At 58.2% G+C, this 20,585-nt stretch carries 21 protein-coding genes; all 21 read left to right on the top strand.

Going from position 1 to position 20,585, the window contains the following annotated elements:
• Window positions 1–78 precede the first annotated feature (78 nt).
• The 21 genes from ACW5W8_RS11960 (at window position 79) to ACW5W8_RS11860 (ending at window position 20,572) form a co-directional block, all read left to right on the top strand.
• On the top strand, window positions 79–942 hold the full coding sequence (locus ACW5W8_RS11960) for an MSHA biogenesis protein MshI (RefSeq protein WP_498628083.1): 864 nt from the start codon (window positions 79–81) through the stop codon (window positions 940–942).
• Window positions 942–1,535 carry a PilN domain-containing protein gene (locus tag ACW5W8_RS11955; RefSeq protein ID WP_005348605.1) on the top strand — a complete coding sequence of 198 codons (594 nt, stop codon included), beginning with the start codon at window positions 942–944 and terminating at the stop codon, window positions 1,533–1,535. Before ACW5W8_RS11960 ends, ACW5W8_RS11955 begins: the two co-directional genes overlap by 1 nt.
• Window positions 1,535–2,182: an MSHA biogenesis protein MshJ gene (locus tag ACW5W8_RS11950; protein WP_498628082.1), complete on the top strand. Its 648-nt coding sequence runs from the start codon at window positions 1,535–1,537 to the stop codon at window positions 2,180–2,182. Before ACW5W8_RS11955 ends, ACW5W8_RS11950 begins: the two co-directional genes overlap by 1 nt.
• Window positions 2,175–2,504 carry a SctD/MshK family protein gene (locus ACW5W8_RS11945; protein WP_440001327.1) on the top strand — a complete coding sequence of 110 codons (330 nt, stop codon included), beginning with the start codon at window positions 2,175–2,177 and terminating at the stop codon, window positions 2,502–2,504. The genes ACW5W8_RS11950 and ACW5W8_RS11945 overlap by 8 nt, the downstream gene beginning before the upstream one ends.
• A 70-nt stretch (window positions 2,505–2,574) precedes the next feature.
• Complete coding sequence (mshL, locus tag ACW5W8_RS11940) at window positions 2,575–4,251, top strand: pilus (MSHA type) biogenesis protein MshL (RefSeq protein WP_498628081.1); 1,677 nt, start codon at window positions 2,575–2,577, stop codon at window positions 4,249–4,251.
• A gap of 92 nt (window positions 4,252–4,343) precedes the next feature.
• On the top strand, window positions 4,344–5,237 hold the full coding sequence (mshM, locus tag ACW5W8_RS11935; protein ID WP_498628080.1) for an MSHA fimbrial biogenesis protein MshM: 894 nt from the start codon (window positions 4,344–4,346) through the stop codon (window positions 5,235–5,237).
• Between the two features lie 100 nt (window positions 5,238–5,337).
• Window positions 5,338–6,432 carry a tetratricopeptide repeat protein gene (locus tag ACW5W8_RS11930; protein WP_498628079.1) on the top strand — a complete coding sequence of 365 codons (1,095 nt, stop codon included), beginning with the start codon at window positions 5,338–5,340 and terminating at the stop codon, window positions 6,430–6,432.
• 74 nt (window positions 6,433–6,506) lie between these two features.
• A complete protein-coding gene (gene mshE, locus ACW5W8_RS11925; protein ID WP_498628077.1) occupies window positions 6,507–8,216 on the top strand; it encodes an MSHA fimbrial ATPase MshE in 1,710 nt (569 codons plus the stop codon).
• Window positions 8,217–8,219: 3 nt separating this feature from the next.
• A complete protein-coding gene (locus ACW5W8_RS11920) occupies window positions 8,220–9,440 on the top strand; it encodes a type II secretion system F family protein (protein ID WP_498628076.1) in 1,221 nt (406 codons plus the stop codon).
• A gap of 77 nt (window positions 9,441–9,517) precedes the next feature.
• Window positions 9,518–9,979 carry a hypothetical protein gene (locus ACW5W8_RS11915; protein WP_498628075.1) on the top strand — a complete coding sequence of 154 codons (462 nt, stop codon included), beginning with the start codon at window positions 9,518–9,520 and terminating at the stop codon, window positions 9,977–9,979.
• Between the two features lie 77 nt (window positions 9,980–10,056).
• Entirely contained in the window at window positions 10,057–10,728 is a 672-nt protein-coding gene (locus ACW5W8_RS11910; RefSeq protein WP_498628074.1) for a prepilin-type N-terminal cleavage/methylation domain-containing protein, read from the top strand.
• A gap of 14 nt (window positions 10,729–10,742) precedes the next feature.
• Entirely contained in the window at window positions 10,743–11,177 is a 435-nt protein-coding gene (locus tag ACW5W8_RS11905; RefSeq protein WP_040069483.1) for a prepilin-type N-terminal cleavage/methylation domain-containing protein, read from the top strand.
• Between the two features lie 58 nt (window positions 11,178–11,235).
• Entirely contained in the window at window positions 11,236–11,724 is a 489-nt protein-coding gene (locus tag ACW5W8_RS11900) for a prepilin-type N-terminal cleavage/methylation domain-containing protein (RefSeq protein ID WP_498628073.1), read from the top strand.
• Window positions 11,711–12,271 carry a prepilin-type N-terminal cleavage/methylation domain-containing protein gene (locus ACW5W8_RS11895; protein WP_498628071.1) on the top strand — a complete coding sequence of 187 codons (561 nt, stop codon included), beginning with the start codon at window positions 11,711–11,713 and terminating at the stop codon, window positions 12,269–12,271. Before ACW5W8_RS11900 ends, ACW5W8_RS11895 begins: the two co-directional genes overlap by 14 nt.
• On the top strand, window positions 12,271–13,200 hold the full coding sequence (locus ACW5W8_RS11890) for a prepilin-type N-terminal cleavage/methylation domain-containing protein (protein ID WP_498628070.1): 930 nt from the start codon (window positions 12,271–12,273) through the stop codon (window positions 13,198–13,200). Before ACW5W8_RS11895 ends, ACW5W8_RS11890 begins: the two co-directional genes overlap by 1 nt.
• Before the next feature lie 37 nt (window positions 13,201–13,237).
• The gene (locus ACW5W8_RS11885; RefSeq protein WP_498628069.1) at window positions 13,238–13,663 is read left to right on the top strand and encodes an MSHA biogenesis protein MshP; all 426 of its coding nucleotides are present in this window, start codon (window positions 13,238–13,240) and stop codon (window positions 13,661–13,663) included.
• Window positions 13,660–17,319, top strand: coding sequence for a DUF6701 domain-containing protein (locus ACW5W8_RS11880; RefSeq protein WP_498628068.1), 3,660 nt, complete (start codon window positions 13,660–13,662; stop codon window positions 17,317–17,319). Before ACW5W8_RS11885 ends, ACW5W8_RS11880 begins: the two co-directional genes overlap by 4 nt.
• A gap of 204 nt (window positions 17,320–17,523) precedes the next feature.
• Window positions 17,524–18,564: a rod shape-determining protein gene (locus tag ACW5W8_RS11875; protein ID WP_005340051.1), complete on the top strand. Its 1,041-nt coding sequence runs from the start codon at window positions 17,524–17,526 to the stop codon at window positions 18,562–18,564.
• A gap of 42 nt (window positions 18,565–18,606) precedes the next feature.
• Complete coding sequence (gene mreC, locus ACW5W8_RS11870; protein WP_005340053.1) at window positions 18,607–19,497, top strand: rod shape-determining protein MreC; 891 nt, start codon at window positions 18,607–18,609, stop codon at window positions 19,495–19,497.
• Window positions 19,497–19,982, top strand: coding sequence for a rod shape-determining protein MreD (gene mreD, locus ACW5W8_RS11865; protein WP_005340054.1), 486 nt, complete (start codon window positions 19,497–19,499; stop codon window positions 19,980–19,982). The genes mreC and mreD overlap by 1 nt, the downstream gene beginning before the upstream one ends.
• A 2-nt stretch (window positions 19,983–19,984) precedes the next feature.
• Window positions 19,985–20,572, top strand: a complete 588-nt coding sequence (locus tag ACW5W8_RS11860; RefSeq protein WP_005348636.1) for a Maf family protein — start codon at window positions 19,985–19,987, stop codon at window positions 20,570–20,572.
• The last annotated feature ends 13 nt before the right edge of the window (window positions 20,573–20,585 follow it).

Raw genomic sequence — 20,585 nt, 5'->3', positions numbered from 1 at the left:
CCGTCTTTTATCTGGAGGCTAATCTGCTGTTTATGTTAATATTTCTCACATTTAACCAATATTGATGGGCGGGCTTACATGAAACAACTGTTCAGACGGTCGACGCCAAGCCGCCAGGTCGGGCTGTTGCTGGCCAATGACAGGATCATGCTGGCTGCGGTGGGTAATCCCCCCGTCTTCGCGACTCGCACCATCAACGGCCCACAGGAGTGGGCGGTGGCCATCAACGAGCTGTTTAGCCGTCATGGTCTGGCCAAGTCTAAAGTGCGGGTGGCTCTCGCCGCCAGCCTTTATCAGCAGATCCAGATCGACAAGCCCGCCGTGCCTGACGCCGAGATGGCGGGGGCGCTCCCCTGGGCCATCAAGGATTATGTCAGCGAACCCGTGCTGCAACTGGCGATGGACTATGTGGACTTGCCCACCCCGCCGGCCGGTCGTCCGCGCATCAATGTGATCTGCCTGCCCAAGAGCCGGGTGCAACAGCTGGCCGATGCCATCAACGGCATCGCCACCCTGCAATCCATCATCAGCGATGAGCTGGCGCTCACCTCTCTCTATGAGGCTGATGATGTGGTGCGCATGCTGCTGTGGCAGCCCAAGGGACAGGATCTGCAACTGCTGGTCTTTCATCAGGGCGGGCTCTGCTTCTCCCGCCAGTTGCGCGGTTTCATCAGCCTGACCGGCGAACATGAGCCGGACAGCATGCTGCTCGATTCATTGGCGCTGGAGATCCAGCGCTCCCTCGACTACCTGGCGGGTCAGCTCAAATTGCCCGAGCTGGGGCAGATGCAATTGGCTGTCGCCTCGCCCTTTATCGGCACCCTGGTGCGCCACATGGAGCAAACCTTCGGCTTTGCCGTCTCCGCCATGGCCAACAAAGCGGTCCTGGCCGGCGTCGAATACCTTTCGGCCTATGCCGCCGCCATCGGGGAGGATGCGTGATGAAACGTCAGATAAACCTCTATGGCGCCGAGTTTCGCCCCAAGCGGCAGTGGGCCAGCCTCAATCAGATGGCGCTGGTGTGGGGTTTTGCGCTGCTACTGATCCTGTTGACGGGTGTTGGTTACAGCTGGCAGCAGCAACAGGTCAGCCGGGCGCTGGCGCAGCGCTCTGCCGAGCTGGAACTCAAGCGCAGCGAGGCGCAGCGGCTCGATGCCGAGCTGGCGCGCCATCAGGCAGATCCCAGGTTGCAACAGCAACTGGTCAACAAGCAGGATGAGCTGACTGCCAAGCAGGGGCTGATGCGCCAATTGGGCAGCCTGACCCTGCAAAAATCCCAGGGCTATGCCAGTGTGATGGCGGATCTCTCCCGCATTCGCAACAGCAACCTCTCGTTGCAGCGCATCGAGATCAACGAAGGGCGGATCAACCTCTCCGGCTTTGCCGGACGCAGTCAGGATGTACCGGCCTGGGTCAATCGCTTCAAGCAGACCCCGAGCCTAGTGGGCAAGGAGTTTGGTGAACTGACCCTCGGCCGTGACAAGGAGGGCCGCTTGACCTTCCAGTTGAGCGGCATTGCGCGGGAGAAACCCTGATGAACCTGAAAGCACAATGGCAGGCATGGGGCCAGCGTATCGCCGTGTTGAGCCAGCGGGAGCGGGTGTTGATCCTGCTGACCGGCCTGGTACTGCTGGGCGCGGCCGGACTCTACGGCTGGCTCGATGGCGCTGATACCCGCCTGCAGCAGGATCGCATGGCCCTGAGCGCCGCCGAGCGCGACCTCGAGATCATGGAGCTGGAAAACCTCGGCAAACAGGCTCGGCTCAAGCGGGATCCCAATCAGGGAGTTCGCGACCAGCTGGCGCAGGTCGAGGCGGATCTGGCCCGGATCGACGATGAGCTTAATGCTCAGACCGTCGACTTGATCCCGGCGCACGAGATGCCGCTGGTGCTGGAGGCGCTGCTCTCCCGCTCCGCCAACCTTCACATGCTGGCGCTCAGTTCGCTGGAGCCGACCCCGCTGATGGCGGGGGAGCAGAAGGTCAATCTCTACAAGCATGGTATCCGGCTTCAGCTCGAAGGCGGCTATTTCGATGTGTATCAATATCTTAAAGCGCTGGAAGCCTTGCCGCGCCACTTCTACTGGAAGCAGTTCGATTATCAGGTCAAAGCCTATCCCGGCGCGGTGGTGGAGATGGAGATCTACACCCTGAGTACCAGCAAGGAGTTTATCCGTGGCTAGAGTGTTTGCGTTGTGCTGTTGCCTGTTCAGCTTGCTGGTACAGGCACAGCAGGTCGAGGTATTGCAGGATCCCACCGCACCGCTGGCGGATGTGGCGGTTGGCGCCCGTGCGACCGGCGAGAGCAGCGCCGGTTTGCCGAAGCTGCAGAGTGTGGTGCTGGGCAATGGCCCGGCACTGGCGGTACTCAATGGCAAGAGTTATCGGGTCGGGCAACAGGTGGACGGCTATACGCTGGTGGCCATCAATGCCGATGCCGTGGTGCTGGAAAAGGCGGGAAAACGCCATGCGGTAACACTGTTTGCCAGCAAGATCCGGGTTTGAGTCGTGCTTGCCTCTCGAGAGGTGGATCGGCTTTATCGAGTTTAATTGCAAGTCAGGGTGCCCTAATTACATGAAAAAACACCGTCTCTGTCTGATCACCGTGGCCATGATGGCTGCAGGCTGTACCTCGTATCAGCACCCCGAGCCGACCCAGGCCAAGGATGCTCTCAAACAGGCCATGAACGAACAGCAGAAACAGGCTGCCCCACTGACCGCCTTGCCCAAATCGGTGCAAAGTGAATTGCTGCAGTTGAACCGGCCGCAGATGCCGGTCGGCATGCCGGAGAAACGGCTGCGTATCGCGGCGCACGACGTGGAGGCGGTGGAGTTTTTCGGTTCCCTGTTCAAGGGCTCCCGCTACAGCGTGGCGGTTCATCCCGGGGTGGCCGGGCTGGTCTCCGTCGAGCTCAAGGATGTGACTCTGCCTGAGGTGCTGGCGGTGGTAGGTGACATGTACGGCTTCGACGTGCAGCGCAAGGGCAATGTCTTCCATATCTATCCGGCTGGCCTGCGCACCGAGACCATCCCGGTCAACTATCTGATGATGTCCCGCCGTGGCCTCTCCCGTACCTCGGTCAGTACCGGCGGGGTGACCGCCAATGACAGCAACAACGGTAGCAATAACAGCAGCTTCGACAGTGCGTCGAACAACAGTGGCACCAACAGTTCATCCAGCAATAACTCGAGCGGTGACAACAGCAACGGCACCCGTATCGAGACCGATACCAACAGCGACTACTGGACCGATCTGCGCGACTCTCTGCAGACCCTGATCGGCAGTGGTGATGGTCGCGCCGTGATCACCAGCCCGCAGGCGGGTCTGGTCACCATCCGTGCCTATCCGAAAGAGCTCAAGGCGGTGCGTGAATTCCTCAATCAATCGGAGAGTCACCTCAAGCGTCAGGTGGTGCTGGAGGCGCGGATCATCGAAGTCGCCCTCAACGAAGGGTACGAGCAGGGGGTGGACTGGAGTGGCCTCTCTGCCAGCTGGGATGGCGGCAAGGGGATCACTGGCGGTGAGTCGCTGGCCAAGACTCAGTTGCCCACCACCCCCAACCAGATCTTCAGTGCGCTGGGCGGCGGGGCCGGTTTCAAGATCTCTGACGGTAACTTCAACGTGGCGGTCAATCTGCTCAAGACCCAGGGGGACGTGAATACCCTCTCCAGCCCGCGTGTCACCGCGACCAACAACCAGAAGGCGGTGATCAAGGTGGGGACGGACGAGTACTTCGTCACCAACGCCTCGACCACCACGGTCACCTCCACCGGCACGGCCGAACCCATTGTGACTCCTAATGTGGAGTTGACCCCCTTCTTTTCCGGTATCGCGCTGGATGTGACGCCGCAGATCGATGAAGAGGGCAAGGTGCTGCTCCATATCCACCCCTCCGTCATCGATACCGAAGAGCAGAAGAAGGTTATTAATGTCGGGACCGCCAAACCGCTGGAACTGCCGCTCGCCAAGAGCTCTATCCGCGAGTCCGATACCGTGGTGCAGGCCAATAACGGCGACATTATCGTTATCGGCGGCTTGATGAAGACCGACAAGCAGGAGATCGTCAGCAAGGTGCCGCTGCTGGGGGATATTCCCTGGGTGGGCGAAGCTTTTACCAACCGCCGCGAGAGCACCAAGAAGGTGGAGCTGGTGATTATGCTCAAACCGACCGTGGTGGAGAAAGACACTTGGCAAAACGAGCTGCAACGCTCCTCCGAGCTGCTCGACAAGTGGTATCCGGCCAAGGGCTGAACCATGATACCAGATACGGTCACCCTTATCCCGAACGGCCTGTGCTGCCTTGCCAGAACAGGCTGCTTGCTTGCCGTGGCAGGTGAGGTCTCATGTACCTGACCCACTTCGGCCTACAGGAGGCACCGTTTGGCCTCACCCCCAATACCGGCTTCTACTACGGCTTGCCGCCTCACGAAGAGGCGCTGCAGGTGCTTAACTGGGCGCTGGCGCAGGGGGAGGGCTTTATCAAGGTGACCGGCGAGGTGGGCACCGGTAAGACCCTGCTCTGCCGCAAGCTGCTCAGCGAGCTGGGCTCGGAAGCGTGTCCGGTGCGGCTTGCCTGGTTGCCCAATCCCCACCTCACTCCGGCCGAGCTGCGCATCGCGCTGGCGCTGGAGCTGGGGTTGGCGGTACGGGATCAGAGCGAGCTGGACCTGACCGATCGTATCCATCGTCACCTGATCAGCCTGCACCAGCAGGGCAGTCGGGTGGTGGTGCTGATTGACGAGGCGCAAGCGCTGCCGGACGAGACACTGGAGGCGATCCGCCTGTTCGGCAATCTCGAGACCGAGTCGAGCAAGCTGTTGCAGATCGTGCTGTTCGGTCAGCCGGAGCTGGATACCAGACTGGGTAAGCCGCATCTGCGCCAACTGCGCCAGCGGATTGGCTTCTCCTACTGCCTGCGGCCGCTGCGCTTTGACGAGACCCGCGCCTATCTGGAGCACAGATTGCAGGTCTCCGGTTACCGCGGGGCACCGCTGTTTGCCGGCCGAGCCATGCGCCTGTTGTGGCGCGCATCGCGAGGGATCCCGAGACTTATCAATATCCTGGCGCAGAAGTGCTTGATGTTGGCCTATGGTCAGGGGGTGCGCCAGATCGATAGCCATCTGGTACGGCTCGCCATTCGCGATACCGACGATGCCCGCCGCTTTGCGCCACGGCGCTGGTGGCCCTTGTTACTGTTGCTGGGGTGCGCCCTGGCTTATGGAGTCTGGCCATCATGAACGAGATCAACCAGATGCTCGGGGATATGAGAGCGCCCCAGCTGCGTTGTGCGTCAACATGGGGCTGGTGGATACCTATGCTGGCTTATGGAGTCTGGCTATGAGCGTTATCAACCAGATGCTGAAAGATCTGGATCGGCGCCAGCAAGGATCCGAAGGTGCTGCCGTCTATATTGCCCCTGCGCGCCAGCAGGGATGGTGGATGTTGCTGCTGACCCTGATCTGTGGTCTGGCACTGGGGATCCTCGGTTGGCGAACCTGGATCTACTGGCAGCAGACCCATATCGTGACGGCGGCCAGCGAAGTGCTAGCTCCTGATGCGGTGACTCCCGATGTGGTGGCAAGGACCGCCGCGCCCGTCAGCCAGCCCGAGCCGGTCGAGGTGGCGGCTGCGCTGCCGCTGCCAAGTCAGGACGAGGTGAATGATGAGGCAGGCGAGAGTGACTCGGCCGACGTGGCCGAGGGTGCGCCCTTTGATGCCTCCAGCGATGTTGACGAGTCCGAGCCGACCGATGAAGAGCTGCAGCCCGAGCTTTACGCCGAACTGGCGGCAGAGCAGCAGGCAGTCGCCAGCGCACCGCGCAAACCGAGTGTATTAAAGATTGAGACGGTCGAGCTGTCGGCCAAGGAGCTGGCGGCACTGGCGGAGCGCAAGGCGACTACCGCCATGGCTAAGGGAAGCCTGCGGGATGCGCAGGACAACTACTATCAGGTGCTGGCCCACGATCCCTATAACCAGGGGGCGCGCGAGCAGCTGGCGGGGTTGCTCTACGGCGAGGGCCGCCTGACCGAGGCGCGTCAGCTACTGGAGGAGGGGATCCGGCTCGATCCCCAACAGGCCGATTTTCGTCTGCTACTGGCCCGCCTTGCCATCAGCGAGGGGCAGCAGCAGCAAGCGCTTGGCTGGCTGTCCGGTTATCAGCCGGATCTCGCCAGCAACATGGACTACTACGCCACCTGGGCCGGGCTGACTCAGGAGCTGGGCCAGAATGCCGATGCGGCGGTGCTCTATGTGAAGCTGCTGCGTCAGCAGCCGGATCAGGGCCGCTGGTGGCTTGGTCTCGGCGTGTCCGAGGATGGTCAGGGTCACAGCCAGCGGGCGCTCGATGCCTATCGCAACGCTTTGTTGCACGGCAACCTCGGCGAGGCGTCGACCAACTGGCTGGAACAACGAATTGGCCAACTAACCCCTTGATAAACAGCAGGTTCGATTAGCAAAGCCTAATCGGATGCGGCAACGGGTGTGAAGTAACAGAGATCGGAGCAAACATGGCACAACCCAGACTGAAAATGCGCCTCGGCGACCTGCTGGTACAAGAGCAGATCATCTCTGATGATCAGTTGCAGCTTGCCCTGCAGCAGCAGCGTCAGACCGGCCGCAAGCTGGGCACCACCCTCATCGACCTCGGCTTTATCAGCGAGGTGCAGCTGTTGCAGTTCCTCGCCCGCCAGCTGGATGTGCCTTTCTTCGATCTCAACAACCTCACCATCGACGCCGCCGCGGTGCCGCTGCTGCCCGAAGTGCAGGCGCGCCGCTATCGGGCGCTGGCAGTGAACCTCACTGACAACAAGGTGACGGTGGCCATGTCTGATCCGGCGGACTTGAGTGCGCTGGATGCCATCGCCGCCCTGCTCAGCCCCCGTGAGATGGTGCTGGCGGTGGCGCGTGAAGGGCAGTTGCTGGAGTATTTCGACCGTCTCTATCGCCGGACCCGCGAGATCGAGAGCTTCGCCGAACAGCTGCAAGAGGAGTATCAGGACTCCGGCTTCGAGCTGGGCTCCAGCAATCTGGGGGCCAACGACGAGGGGGAGGCGACGGTGGCCAAGCTGCTGCGCTCCCTGTTCGAGGATGCGGTGCAGGTGGGGGCGTCGGATATCCACATCGAACCGGACGAAAAAGTGCTGCGCATTCGCCAGCGGATCGACGGCATTCTGCACGAGAATATCCTCAACGAGGTGCGCATCGCCCAGGCGCTGGTGCTGCGCCTCAAACTGGTGGCGGGGCTCGATATCTCGGAGAAGCGCTTGCCGCAGGATGGCCGCTTCAACATGAAGGTGCGCGGTCGCGATGTGGATGTGCGGATGTCCACCATGCCGGTGCAATATGGCGAGTCTGTGGTGATGCGTCTGCTGGATCAATCCTCCGGCATCCTGTCGCTGACCGAGACCGGCATGCCGCCGGAGATCCTGACCCGTTTCCGCCGTCAGCTCAAACGGCCGCACGGCATGATCCTGGTGACCGGCCCGACCGGTAGCGGCAAGACCACCACCCTCTATGGCGCCCTCTCCGAGCTCAACCAGTCCAGCAACAAGATCATCACGGTAGAAGACCCGGTGGAGTATCGCCTCTCCCGTGTCAATCAGGTGCAGGTCAATCCCAAGATCGGCCTTACCTTCTCACACGTGCTGCGCTCCACCCTGCGTCAGGACCCGGACATCCTGCTGGTGGGTGAGATGCGGGACAACGAGACGGTAGAGATCGGTCTGCGTGGCGCCATCACTGGTCATCTGGTGCTGACCACCCTGCACACCAACGATGCGGTGACCAGTGCCTTGCGCCTTATCGACATGGGGGCTCCCGGCTATCTGGTGGCGAGCGCTCTGCGTGCGGTGGTTGCCCAGCGGCTGGTGCGGCGGGTATGTGAGCACTGCGTCGAGGAGAAGGCGCCCGACGAAGGGCAGGCCACCTGGCTCACCGTGCTCTCTGGCGAGGCGCCTGGCCAACACACCTATCACAAGGGCCGGGGTTGCCAGAGCTGCAACTTTACCGGTTATTCCGGCCGGATCGGGGTCTACGAGCTGCTGGAGCTGGATCAGCCGATGATGGATGCCCTGCGCCGCAACGATGCGGAAGGGTTCGCCAAGGCGGCCCGTCAACACGAACACTACCGGCCGCTGGCCCTCACTGCCCTCGATTATGCCCGTCAGGGGATCACCTCGGTGGATGAGGTGCTGCGACTGGCCGAGGATTTGGGGTAAGCGATGGCTAACTTTGCCTACAAGGGGCGTGACAGCCAGGGCAACGCCACCAGTGGCGTGGTCGAAGCGGCCAACGAGATGGCGGCCGCCGAGCAGCTGATGCGCCGCGGGGTGATGCCCACCGAGCTCAAACCGGGCAAGGCCAAATCCGCCGCCATTGACTGGTCGCTGTTGCTGGAAGGGGGCGTCAAGCTGGATGAGCTGGTGATCTTCAGCCGCCAGATGTATGCCCTGACCCGGGCCGGGATCCCGATCCTGCGCGCCATTGCCGGGCTGGAGGAGAGCACTCACAGCAAGCCGCTCAAGCGGGCGCTTCACTCGCTGGGGGAAGATCTTGGCAACGGTCGCCCGCTCTCCAGCTCGATGCAGGCGCACCCCAAGGTATTCAGCAGCCTGTTTGTCGCCATTATCCATGTGGGTGAGAACACCGGTCAGCTGGAAGAGGCCTTTTTGCAGCTCGCCACCTATTTCGAGCTGGAGCTGGAGACCCGCAAGCGGATCAAGACCGCCATGCGCTACCCCAGCTTCGTGATGATCGCCATCGGTATCGCCATGGTGATCCTTAATATCATGGTGATCCCGGTGTTTGCCGGCATGTTTGCCAAATTCGGGGTGGAGTTGCCGCTGGCGACCCGCATTCTGCTCGCCACCTCGCACTTTTTCGTCCACTACTGGTGGCTGCTGCTCGCCATTCTGGCTGGGATGGTGTTCGGCTGGCGCCGCTGGGTCGCCACCACCAAGGGCAAGCTGACCTGGCACCGCTGGCAGCTCAAGTTGCCGATCGTCGGCACCATCATAGAGCGCTCCCTGCTGGCCCGTTTTGCCCGCAGTTTTTCCATGATGCTCAAGGCAGGGGTGCCGCTGAACACTGCGCTGACGCTGGTGGCCGATGCGGTGGATAACGCCTATATGGCGGGGCGAGTGCGGGATATGCGCGCCGGTATCGAACGGGGCGAGAGCCTGCTGCGCACCGCCAGCAGCAGCGGCCTGTTCACCCCGCTGGTGATGCAGATGATCGCCGTGGGTGAGGAGACCGGTCAGGTCGATGACCTGCTGCACGAAGCGGCCGAGTATTACGAACGGGAGGTGGATTATGACCTCAAGAGTCTCACCGCTCGGATCGAGCCGATCCTGATCGGGATCGTGGCAGTAATGGTACTGATCCTGGCACTGGGTATCTTCACCCCCATGTGGGACATGATGCGCGCAGTTCGCGGCAAGTAACTCGGCATCTTCACGCTTGAATGGTGGGACATGATGAGGGCCGTAAGAGGCAAGTGAGCGGTGGAGTCGAGGGCTGGATGAACAGACAGACGCAGCAAGATGATCGCTGGCTGACCGGATATCGGCGGATCGCAGTGATCATCCTGTTGATGGTGATTGTTGCTACGTTGGTGCGTAGCTATCAGGGCCACCGGGAAGAGGCGCAACAGCTCACTCTCACCTTGCTGGGGGAGCAATTTGCCGAGCGGGCACAGCGTTTGCACGGGATCTGGCTCGATGAACGGCGTCCGCAGACTCTGCATGTTGCCGGCAAGGGGTGGCAGTTTGACGCCCGGGGTTGGCCCCTGGGGCTGGTGCCGTTGCAATCTCCTTCGGAAAATTGCCGCCAGCTGTGGCTGGCGCTGATGGGGGAGACGGAGGGGGGGATGCCTCCCCTGCAGGTTCTGGCCCGCTCCGATGGCAGTGGCTGCGAGATGGGGTGGGATGGTTATTGGCTGGTTTATCAGTTTTCTGACGGACGGGTGATGAAAAAGCCTTGAATGAAACCAGTCATATGGCTCAACCACATGATTTTTTTAGGTCTGCATGGAATAATGTGGGCCATTACGAAGGGAGCATGACAATGAAACCAATGGCACCAACAATGCCGGAACACGGGGTGATGAGGCGGGCTGCCGGCTTCTCCCTCATTGAGCTGGTGATCGTTATCGTGATCCTGGGGATCCTGGCGGTGACTGCGCTGCCGCGCTTTCTCGATGTGACTGACGAAGCGAAGAAGGCCAGCGTGGAAGGGGTCTCCGGCGGTTTTGCTACCGGCGTTTCACTGGTGCGGGCGCAATGGGAGGCGGAAGGTCGCGCCAAACAGGACAGCCTCAATACCGTGCTCTATGACGGTAGTCGCTTCTATCTGACCACACCGACCGATACCCAGATCAGCAACGGCGAGCTGTCGCCCGGCTATCCGATGGATACCGTTGCAAGCGGTAATCCCGATGTGGATCCGGCTAATCTGACCGCCGAACGTTGTCTCAATATTTGGGAGGGGTTACTGCAAAACCCGCCCAAGGCTACGGCCAGCTTCAATGAAGTGCGCGGTAGCGGGAATGACCTGAAATACTATGCCACTGTGAGCAGTAATGGACTGGATTCAGTCTGCCGTTACTATCTGGTCAATAGTTTGAGTAAGGGCAGTGATGGCAAGTATCAGGATCCGCAAGGCAAGACTGATGCATTTATGAGTTTCAGTTACCGCCCGGCATCCGGTCAGGTGACCACCAATATTAATTAACAGAGGAAAGTGAAATGAAAAAACAGGCGGGTTTTACCCTGATCGAACTGGTTATCGTGATCATCATTCTGGGTATTCTGGCGGTCACCGCTGCACCCAAGTTCCTGAATCTGCAGGATGATGCACGTAAAGCAGCTGCTGATGGTGTTAAAGCATCCTTGCAGAGCTCTGCTCAGATGATTTATAGCAAAGCAGCCATTCAAGGCATTGAAGCATCTTCTGTTGCAGTATCAGTTGCTGGCACCACAGTTGATGCCAAATACGGTTATCCTACAGCAAATACTATAGCGAATGCCGTTACGTTAGATGGTTGGAGTGAAGTATCTGCATCCAAAGGTACGTTCAAACCTCAGGCAGCTGGCAATAATGCGAATTGCCAAGTCAAATATAATGAAGCATCTGCTGCTGGTGGTTCATATAGTGTGGTTGTTTCGGGTTGTACTAACTGATGCTTGTGTCAAGGCGAGGCTTCGGCCTCGCTTTCTCTTTTCCCTGATGAGACGTCCCATGCCTGTAACCAAGGGTTTTACCCTGATTGAACTGGTACTGGTGATCCTGTTACTCGGGATTCTGGCCGCCTTTGTCGTGCCAAAATGGCTGGGCAAAGGCGGCTTTGAAACTCAAACCGTGCGTGACGAGCTGCTGACCCGGCTGCGGCTGGTGCAGACCGTCAATATGCACGAACCGACCAATCGTTGTACCTCACTACTTGTTGAATCTGGCCAGTTTGGCCACAGCACAGAATCCCCTTGTGGCAATCCTGCAGCCATATCGAACTGGAATGCTAATCAGCTCACCCGTGGTCGTCCGGTGACCCTGTCTGCCGGGATCACCCTCTCCTCTAACAAGGGCGCGCCCCCTCTTGTGATCCGCTTTGATCAGATGGGCCGCCCGCTCGGTAGTTGCGCCGGTGGCTGCGAGCTGCAAGTCTCCGATGGCCGCGAGAGTGGCTGTATCAAAATTGAATCCGAGGGGTTTATTCATGAGATCCCTTAAGCGCGGTTTTACCCTGATTGAGCTGATCGTCGGCATAGTGCTGCTGGCGGTGGCCTTGACCGGAATATTGGGGTTGCTTATCAATCAGGCGTCGCAGGCGGTGGATCCGGTGCAGCAGGTACGCGCCGCCCAGCTGGCTCAGCGGTTGGCCAGCGAGATCTTGCAAAAGTCGTTTGATAAAAAGTCGGATCATAATGGCGGGCGTTATCGTTGTGGCGAGCAGGTGGCTGGGGTGACCATCTCTTCCTGCTCCACCAGTTATGGCCCGGATGGCGAGCCTGCATCCTACGCCTATAACGATGTGGATGATTTCGATACCGCAGGTAGCTGGGTGGACGCCAACACCCTGACCCAAACTGAGGTGGGAGTCAGCAGCGAGGAGTATCGCAACTATCAGGTGAAAATTGCGGTGAGCGGGACTGATTTCAGCGATGGCACCTTCAAGAGTTGTGTCGCCCCCTGCTCTGTGGGCAAGCGTATTGATCTGCAGATCAAGCTACCGGATCAGAGCGTGCTCGACTTCTCCTTTTATCGGGGGAACTACTGATGGATCGCTCCGCTGTCGGGGGTTGCCTGTCTGCCAGAATATCCTCGCCATTAGCCAATTCCGGCACCCGATCACGCTTGGCGGCCAATCGAACCTACCGTAAACCTTGGGGTAACAGTGGCTTTACCCTGGTCGAGCTGGTGATAGTCATCCTGCTGCTCGGGATAATGGCGACTTTTACCAGCCAGTTTATCGGTATCGGTACCCAGATTTATGGCGATGCCAGCAGCCGTGAGCAGCTGATGAGTGATGCCCGCTTCGCCATGGAGCGGCTTAACCGCGAACTGCGCGATGCGGTGCCGGGATCGGAGCGGATCGAGACGACTGGCGGGACATGGGACGACATCGGTGCCTGTTTGCGGTTTTGGCCCATCAGCACCTCCAGCCGCTATTTGGCGCTTAACCGCGCCATGTCGGGGAGCACGGCCACCCTTGAGCTGGTGATGGCGACCCCGGCTTCTGCTGCCAATCCGCTGGATGTGGATGCCACTGCCGTCAAAAAAGATGATCAGCTGATCGTCTTCCCCGTGCCGGACAAAAAAGTCGGTTCGCTTACTGCAGGCTGCGATTATGGCCGTTGTGTAGCCAGGGTTACCGATGTGCTGACGCCCGTATCCGGAGCGCAAACCATCCGCTATACCAGCACCGAGAGTCTGACTGGCCTCTCTCCCGGCAGCCGGGTCTACTTTGCCAACCAGCAGGTACGTTACTGTGTGGAAGGAAACACGCTGACCCGCGCTACCGCGCCCATTGGTGCATCGTTACCCGCTCAAGGCGTGTTGATGGCCGATTCCCTTCGTATTGGCACCTTCTATCGGGAAACCTCGGCGTTTAACGCCGAAGGGGAGCTTGGCATGCGCTTTGTGTTCGAGCGCAAGGGGGAGTCGGTCACCTTCAACCACAAGATAGAGGTGTTCAATGTGCCCTGATCCACAGGCTTTCGGACGGATGCGAGGCAGCGCCTTGATGATCGCCCTGTTTGTGATTGTGGTGATGGCGCTGCTGGCGGCTGCGATGAGCCGTTTCCTGGTCGACAGTGGCGAGAAAAATACGGTGGAGGTGCGCAGCGTGCGGGCTCTGCTGGCCGCCCAGAGCGGGCTGGAAGTGGCGCTCTATCGGTTGTTCCCCACGCGCACGCTTGCCCAACCGAACCCACCTGCGGTCTGCCCGGCAAGCAGCCCACTGAGCTTTGCCAGCAATCCCGGACTGACCAACTGTCAGGCTGTGGTGCGTTGCGCCACGGTGCCGGTGACCTATAACGGATCTGTGACCAATGGCTATCGTCTCGAGAGTGTCGGAACCTGTGGCAGCTCGGACCTTAACAGTGCCAACCCGGATTTTGCCGTGAGCCGAACCCTGATGGTCGAAGCTTATGATGGAGCTAACCCATGATTCGTTACATGATCAATTGCTGTGTTCTAATTGGCCTATTATTTAGTTCGTTGTTATGGGCAGATGTTGTTTTGCCGGGTAAATTTTATATTGGTAATAATAGTGGTGATGCGTTACTACCTACTGTTATGGTACAGCAGAGCGGAGGGAAATTTATCCCTGTTGCGCCCATTCATTTTTCACTATCAGAAACATTAACTATTAGTGAGGTGAGACTGGATGGAGCTGTAGGATTAAAAGCTGGGGTTAATATTGTCATATGGAATGAAAACTCTGATGTGTTGTTTGACAAAACGGCAAACAATGTAACACCTGAGCTCATTTCCAGTCCAATAGTACTTCCTGCTGGCGAATATAACATGGCAGTTTGGGGTGGGTGCTTCAAAAATGGTATATATCAGGGGCGTTATCAATCAAATTGTTCTGACTGGGATGATTTTCAGTTTAATGGCATAAGGCTTGTATCTGCAGGAATAAGTGACTCGTTTCATTTTATCGAGCGGACTCATCTTGGTGATAACTCGGATGGAAGTCGTTGGTATCCACCTTCTCCAAGTGGAACATATGTGAAGCATCTATTTACGCTCGCTCAAAAGTCAAAATTAAAAAACCTAAGGTTATTTAATTTAAGGGACTGGGGCGTACCGAATGGTAGTCGAATGTTTATAAGGACGCAAGGTTCCGTAGATACGCCACTGGTCTTCTATTTTTCTGGCAATGGTAAGGTTAACTGGCCAATTGAGTACGAGTTAGCTGCGGGTACCTATGAGTTATGGTTAGAGACATTAGGGAGAGGTGATCTCGATGATATTTCTTGGGATGACATCATTTTACGGTATGAACCGAGTCCTCAGCAAAATGACTTTTCTGCGATTTGCAAGCAAGCATTCCCTTATCCAGCACAAGGACGAGCAGCAAATCATCAGATTGACTTGAGCGGGAACGAGTGGTCACTGATGGGCCTGATAAAAGGAACAACCCGTGGTGCGCTGGGGTATAAAAATAGTGGGCAAATCAAGGGGACTCATCCTCAGTCATGCGATGGTGGAAGATGCTTGCCCTCAGGAAATACCGCCATTCTGTCGTTTCCAGCTTTCCCATCATCATGGCCAGATAGCCCAAATATAGAGGTGCCTGAGGGAACTGATCGGCAGTTGACTTCGTCAGATGGTAAATCATTCGGAACTATATCGACAAAAAATGGGTCTTCACTAGACATCCGGCAGGCTGGTCTGACTATAAAGACCCTTGATTTGGGTAGTGGCCGGAATGGTAAGCCTTATACAGTACGTTTGGCAGCTGGTGACTATTGGATTAAAACATTGAAAATGTATGATAAGACTCTTATTGAGGTGGCTGGGCCTGTTCGATTATTTGTTGAGAACGGAACCATGGTCGGTGAGAGTTTGATTAATAGTACAGGTTCAAACGTTCGAGGGGATATAGGTAAGTTATTACTGGTTACATACGAGACTTTAGATATGGGGGCTCAAGCAACCATCAGTGGTTTGGTCTATCAGCAGGACGGGAGTGCTAAGTCGGCTTTATCCATGGGGTCTGCTTCCTATATCCATGGTCGAGTAAGTTCGCCGAAGATAAAAGTTGGTATGAACTCAGTTATCGACTCTTCTGGATATTCATGCGGTGGCAGCCAAAATCAGGTTGATCATTATGAACTGCACTATGGTGCCCAGACGTTGACCTGTGAAGTGGCTAATGTGCAGCTCAAAGCGTGTGCCAATGACGACTGTTCAACCTTGTTTGATCTCGGCGCTAACGTGACGCTGTCACCCACGCAGGGGTGGAGCAGTAATCCGGTCGTTGTTGGTACCTCCGGCAGTGCCGCGTTGAATTTGCAGCGTTATCAGGCTGGCGCTATCCCGCTTTCTATTGTTACTGCAACACCTTCTGCTCCGCTGCGTTGTGTTAAAGATGGCGTGCTTGATGCCAATTGCACCATTTCGTTTGTCGATGCTGCACTGCGTTTCAATGTGCCCACCTTCTATGCCGGTGCCTCGGGTGTCACCTCGATCCGCGCTATCAAATCAAACGATACAGGGGCGACCAGGGTATGTGCTCCCTTGCTGACGGGTAATCAGACCCTCCAATTTACGTCGACCAAGGTTGTGTCTGAGGCGGCCAGTAACGCTGTACCGAGCGTCAATGCTGCAGCGATCACGTCATCTAGCAACGCGAGCGTGACATTCGATAATGACGGTGTGGGTCAATTAACCGTGCAATACCCGGATGCGGGGGTGTTGCGGTTGGATGCTACTTTCCAGAAAAGCGATGCCACAGGCACCCTCAAGCTCACAGGCAGCGACACGTTTGCGGTGTTGCCAAGCGCCATTTTATTGAGCGGTCAGAATCAACCGGCCTGTAGTGGTACGGATGATGCCAGTTATATTAAGAATTGTGGCGTGTATCGCAAGGCGGGTGAAACGTACAATCTGCTGGCCCAGGCTATCAATCGACAGGGCGTGACGACGCCCGGCTTCGGAGCGACTAACTTGCCCTTGCAATGGGCGACATTGGCCCCGTTCGCAGGGGCCAATGGCATGCCGTCACCAACATCGTTTTCTATAGCTGATGGTGCGAGTAGCACGATAGCGCAGTGGGATGAGGTAGGGGTGCTCAAAGCGGGTGTCAGCAATTTTGTGCCCTATCCCGCTTATCAGGATGAGTCCCCGCGACTGGAAGTGCCCCTGCAGTGGAGTGCCCCTATAGGGCGTTTTATTCCTGCCGACTTCAATCTGGTTAGCGGTGATATCGTACCGGCCTGCACTGCATTCACCTATATGGGTCAGCCCTTCGGCGTGACGCTGGATGTGCTGGCTCGCAACACCACCGGTGGGCAAACCCGGAACTACACAGGACCCTTTGCTAAAGGGAGCGCCTTTCTTTCGGTGGCCAATAACAAGGATGGTAAATCCCTGTCGAGTCGCTTGCGCAGTCTGCCGCCACTGCCCTGGCTCGATGGACGAGCCGCCTTTACCAGCACCAGCGAGTTTGTGCGCCTCTCTGACACGCGACCGGATGGTCCCTACAGCTCTTTGCTGTTTGGCTTGTATATGAGGGATAACGATGGCGACAGAACACTGATTGCCAGCCCGAATTTCAATGATGCCGTGGTGGGTAACTGCAGTGGCAGCGGCTGTAATGCCCGTCAGATAGACAGTGTGCCCATGAAAGCCTATTTCGGCCGCCTGCAGGCTGGCACGGCGGCGGGCTTGGCCTCGGCGCCCCTTGCCGTGCCGGTGCAGATGCAATACTACGAAGGGGGCAGTTGGTTGCTGAACAAGGAAGATAAATGTACCCAGCTCTCTTTGGCCAATCAGGGGTTCACTTTCCTCAACCCGAGTCACAGCTTTGATGCCGCAACGCGCGACCTCAATCTGGGGGCGGGCCGCAAGATCAAATTGGGATTGGGTGCTTCGCCGCCGGGCGGTGAGTCTGCGCAGGCAAAAGACGGGGAGATCCTGTTCCACTTTGCCAAGCCGGATATCTCGGTTCGCATTCCCTACAAGGTCGATTTGGCAAAACAGCCGTCGCAGCCCCTCTGGTTGTCTGACCCGACCAGCCTGCAAGGTGAGGCCATTTTCGGCTCCAGCCGGGGTAATGACAGAATTATTTATCGGCGCGAAGTATTGCATTGAATGATGTGAAAGGGGGGCTGGCTCAACAGCATCCCCCTAAATCCTTGTTTATTAGTGTTTGCAAGCGTGTGCGAGTGAGTGATGACTCGCATTTTTGTCGCGCCTGATTGATTGGCGACAGTTTGAGCGCTTGCCCATTGGGGTGGGCATTGGTAAAGTTAGCCGGTTTTCTGCACCTCCAAATTCTTAGGATTTCCCGTAGCCATGTTCAAAAAGCTCAGAGGCGTCTTTTCCAACGATCTGTCGATCGATTTGGGAACTGCCAACACCCTGATCTATGTAAAAGATCAAGGGATCGTCCTTAACGAACCCTCAGTTGTCGCCATTCGCCAAGAGCGCGGGAACGCCAAATCGGTCGCTGCTGTCGGTCATGCCGCCAAGCAGATGCTGGGCCGTACCCCGGGCAACATCTCCGCAATCCGCCCGATGAAAGACGGCGTGATCGCCGATTTCTACGTGACCGAGAAGATGCTGCAGCACTTCATCAAACAGGTTCACGACAACAACTATTTCCGCCCCAGCCCGCGCGTGCTGGTGTGTGTACCGTGCGGTTCAACCCAGGTTGAACGTCGCGCCATCAAGGAGTCCGCACTGGGCGCCGGTGCCCGTGAGGTCTACCTGATCGATGAGCCTATGGCTGCTGCCATCGGTGCCGGCCTGCCGGTATCTGAAGCGACCGGTTCCATGGTGGTTGATATCGGTGGTGGTACAACTGAAGTGGCCATCATCTCCCTGAACGGTGTGGTTTACTCCCAGTCCGTCCGTATCGGTGGCGACAAGTTTGACGAAGCGATCATCAGCTACGTTCGTCGCAACTACGGCAGCCTGATTGGTGAAGCCACTGCCGAGCGTATCAAGCACGAGATCGGCTCCGCCTATCCGGGTGAAGAGGTGCGCGAGATTGAAGTGCGTGGCCGTAACTTGGCTGAAGGTGTACCGCGCAGCTTCACTCTCAACTCCAACGAGATCCTGGAAGCGCTGCAAGAGCCGCTGTCCGGTATCGTGGCTGCCGTCATGGTGGCGCTGGAGCAGTCTCCGCCGGAACTGGCTTCCGACATCTCCGAGCGCGGCATGGTGCTGACCGGTGGTGGCGCACTGCTGAAAGATATCGACCGTCTGCTGATGGAAGAGACCGGCATTCCTGTCGTCGTGGCCGAAGATCCCCTCACCTGTGTGGCCCGTGGCGGCGGCAAGGCGCTGGAGCTGATCGATATGCACGGTGGCGATCTGTTCCACTACGAATAAGACCCAAAGCCGGCCAGCGTGCCGGCTCTTTTTTGACGACCCATGAAACCCATTTTTGGTAGAGGCCCTTCGCTTCAGTTACGGTTGTTTCTCGCCGTCATCATCTCCATCGCTGCCATCGTCGCGGATTCCCGCTTCGGTGTGTTTACCCATGTCCGCGTCTACCTCAGTTCGTTAGTCAGTCCCCTGCAATACATGGCCAATGCGCCCGGTACCCTGCTCGACACCATGTCGACCCAGGTGCAGACCCGCGCCGATCTCATCGAGCAGACCAAGCAGCAGGAGCAACAGCTGTTTACCCTGCGTGCCCGTCTGCTCAAAATGGATCAGCTGGAACACGAGAACCAGCGGCTGCGTGAGCTGCTCGGTTCGCCGGTGCACAAGGAGTCCCGCAAGATGGTGGCCGAGCTGCTGTCGGTGGATTCCGACCCCTTCAGCCATCAGGTGCTGATCAACAAGGGGGCGCTGGATGGCGTCTACAACGGTCAGGCGGTGATCAACGATCAGGGGGTGATTGGTCAGGTGCTCCACGTGGGCTCCACCACCAGTCGCGTGCTGCTGATCACCGACTCCAGCCACGGCATTCCGGTGCGGGTGCTGCGCAACGACTTGCGCGCCATTGCCTCCGGCAGTGGCGAGCTCGACAAGCTTGAGCTGCGCAACCTGCCGCGCAATACCGATATTCAGGTGGGTGACCTGCTGGTCACCTCGGGTCTGGGTGGCCGTTTCCCGGAAGGCTATCCGGTGGCGACCGTGACCCGCTCCGAGTATGTGGAGGGCAAGCCCTTCGCTCAGGTCGAGGCCAAGCCGCTGGTGGAGCTGGACAGACTGCGTTATCTGCTGCTGCTGTGGACCGACAAGAAGCCTGAAGTACATGATGAGGATGGCGAACGGGCGGCTCCCGCTGCGTCCGCCGCAGGAGCCACCCGCTGATGCTAGAACCCGCCAGCGGCAGGATCTGGATTTGGATCTCGATCCTGCTGGCCTTGAGCCTGTCGATCCTGCCGCTTCCTTTCGAATTTGACCCCTTCCGTCCGGACTGGCTGGCCATGGTGCTCATCTACTGGGCACTGGCCTTGCCGCACCGGACCAACGTCGGCACCGCCTGGGTGGCGGGCCTGCTGCTGGATGTGCTGCTTGGCAGCACCCTCGGCGTGCGGGCGATGGCGATGGCCATCACCACCTATCTGGCGGCCTTCCAGTTCCAGAAGATCCGCAACTTCTCCCTCTGGCAGCAGGCGCTGATCATCGGTGGCCTCTCGCTGGTGGGTAAAATGACGGTATTCTGGGCCGAGCATCTGTTCAGCCAGGCCAGTCTCAACTTCTCCTACTTTTGGTCGACGTTGACGACGATGCTAATATGGCCCTGGGTGTTTCTGGTGCTGCGCAAGGTGCGGCGCCGCTTCAATATCAGGTAAATATGAACAAAAACAACGAACCACAACTCTATCTCGCCTCGGCTTCTCCCCGTCGCCGTGAACTGCTGACCCAGATTGGCTACCGCTTCGAGGTGCTGAAACTGGATGTGCCCGAGCAGCGGGAAGAGGGTGAAAAGGCGCAGGATTACGTCTGCCGCCTCGCCCGTGACAAGGCGATGGCGGGCGTGGCGTGTGCGCCGACGGCGTTGCCGGTGCTGGGTGCCGACACCATAGTTGTGCTGGGCGACCGGGTACTGGAGAAACCGTCCGATCTGCTGGATGCCAAAGATATGCTGGAGTCCCTCTCCGGCAAGGTGCATCAGGTGATGACGGCGGTGGCGCTGGCCAGCAAGGAGCGTTGTGACGTGCGTCTGGTCACCACCAACGTGGCGTTTCGCAAGCTGGACGAGGCCGAGATCGAGGCCTACTGGCAGACCGGTGAGCCCTGTGACAAGGCCGGGGCTTATGGCATACAGGGTATTGCGGGCAAGTTTGTCAGCCGCATCGAGGGGAGCTATAGCGCCGTGGTCGGCCTGCCCCTGCTGGAGACAGATCTGTTGATCAAGCATCATCTGGAACAGCTCAAGTAATTTCCCGTCAGCT

It is taken from the genome of Aeromonas aquatilis, from assembly GCF_054052405.1.
The sequence above is the reverse complement of the archived record's forward strand: the minus strand, read 5'-3'. Positions and strand labels throughout refer to the sequence as shown.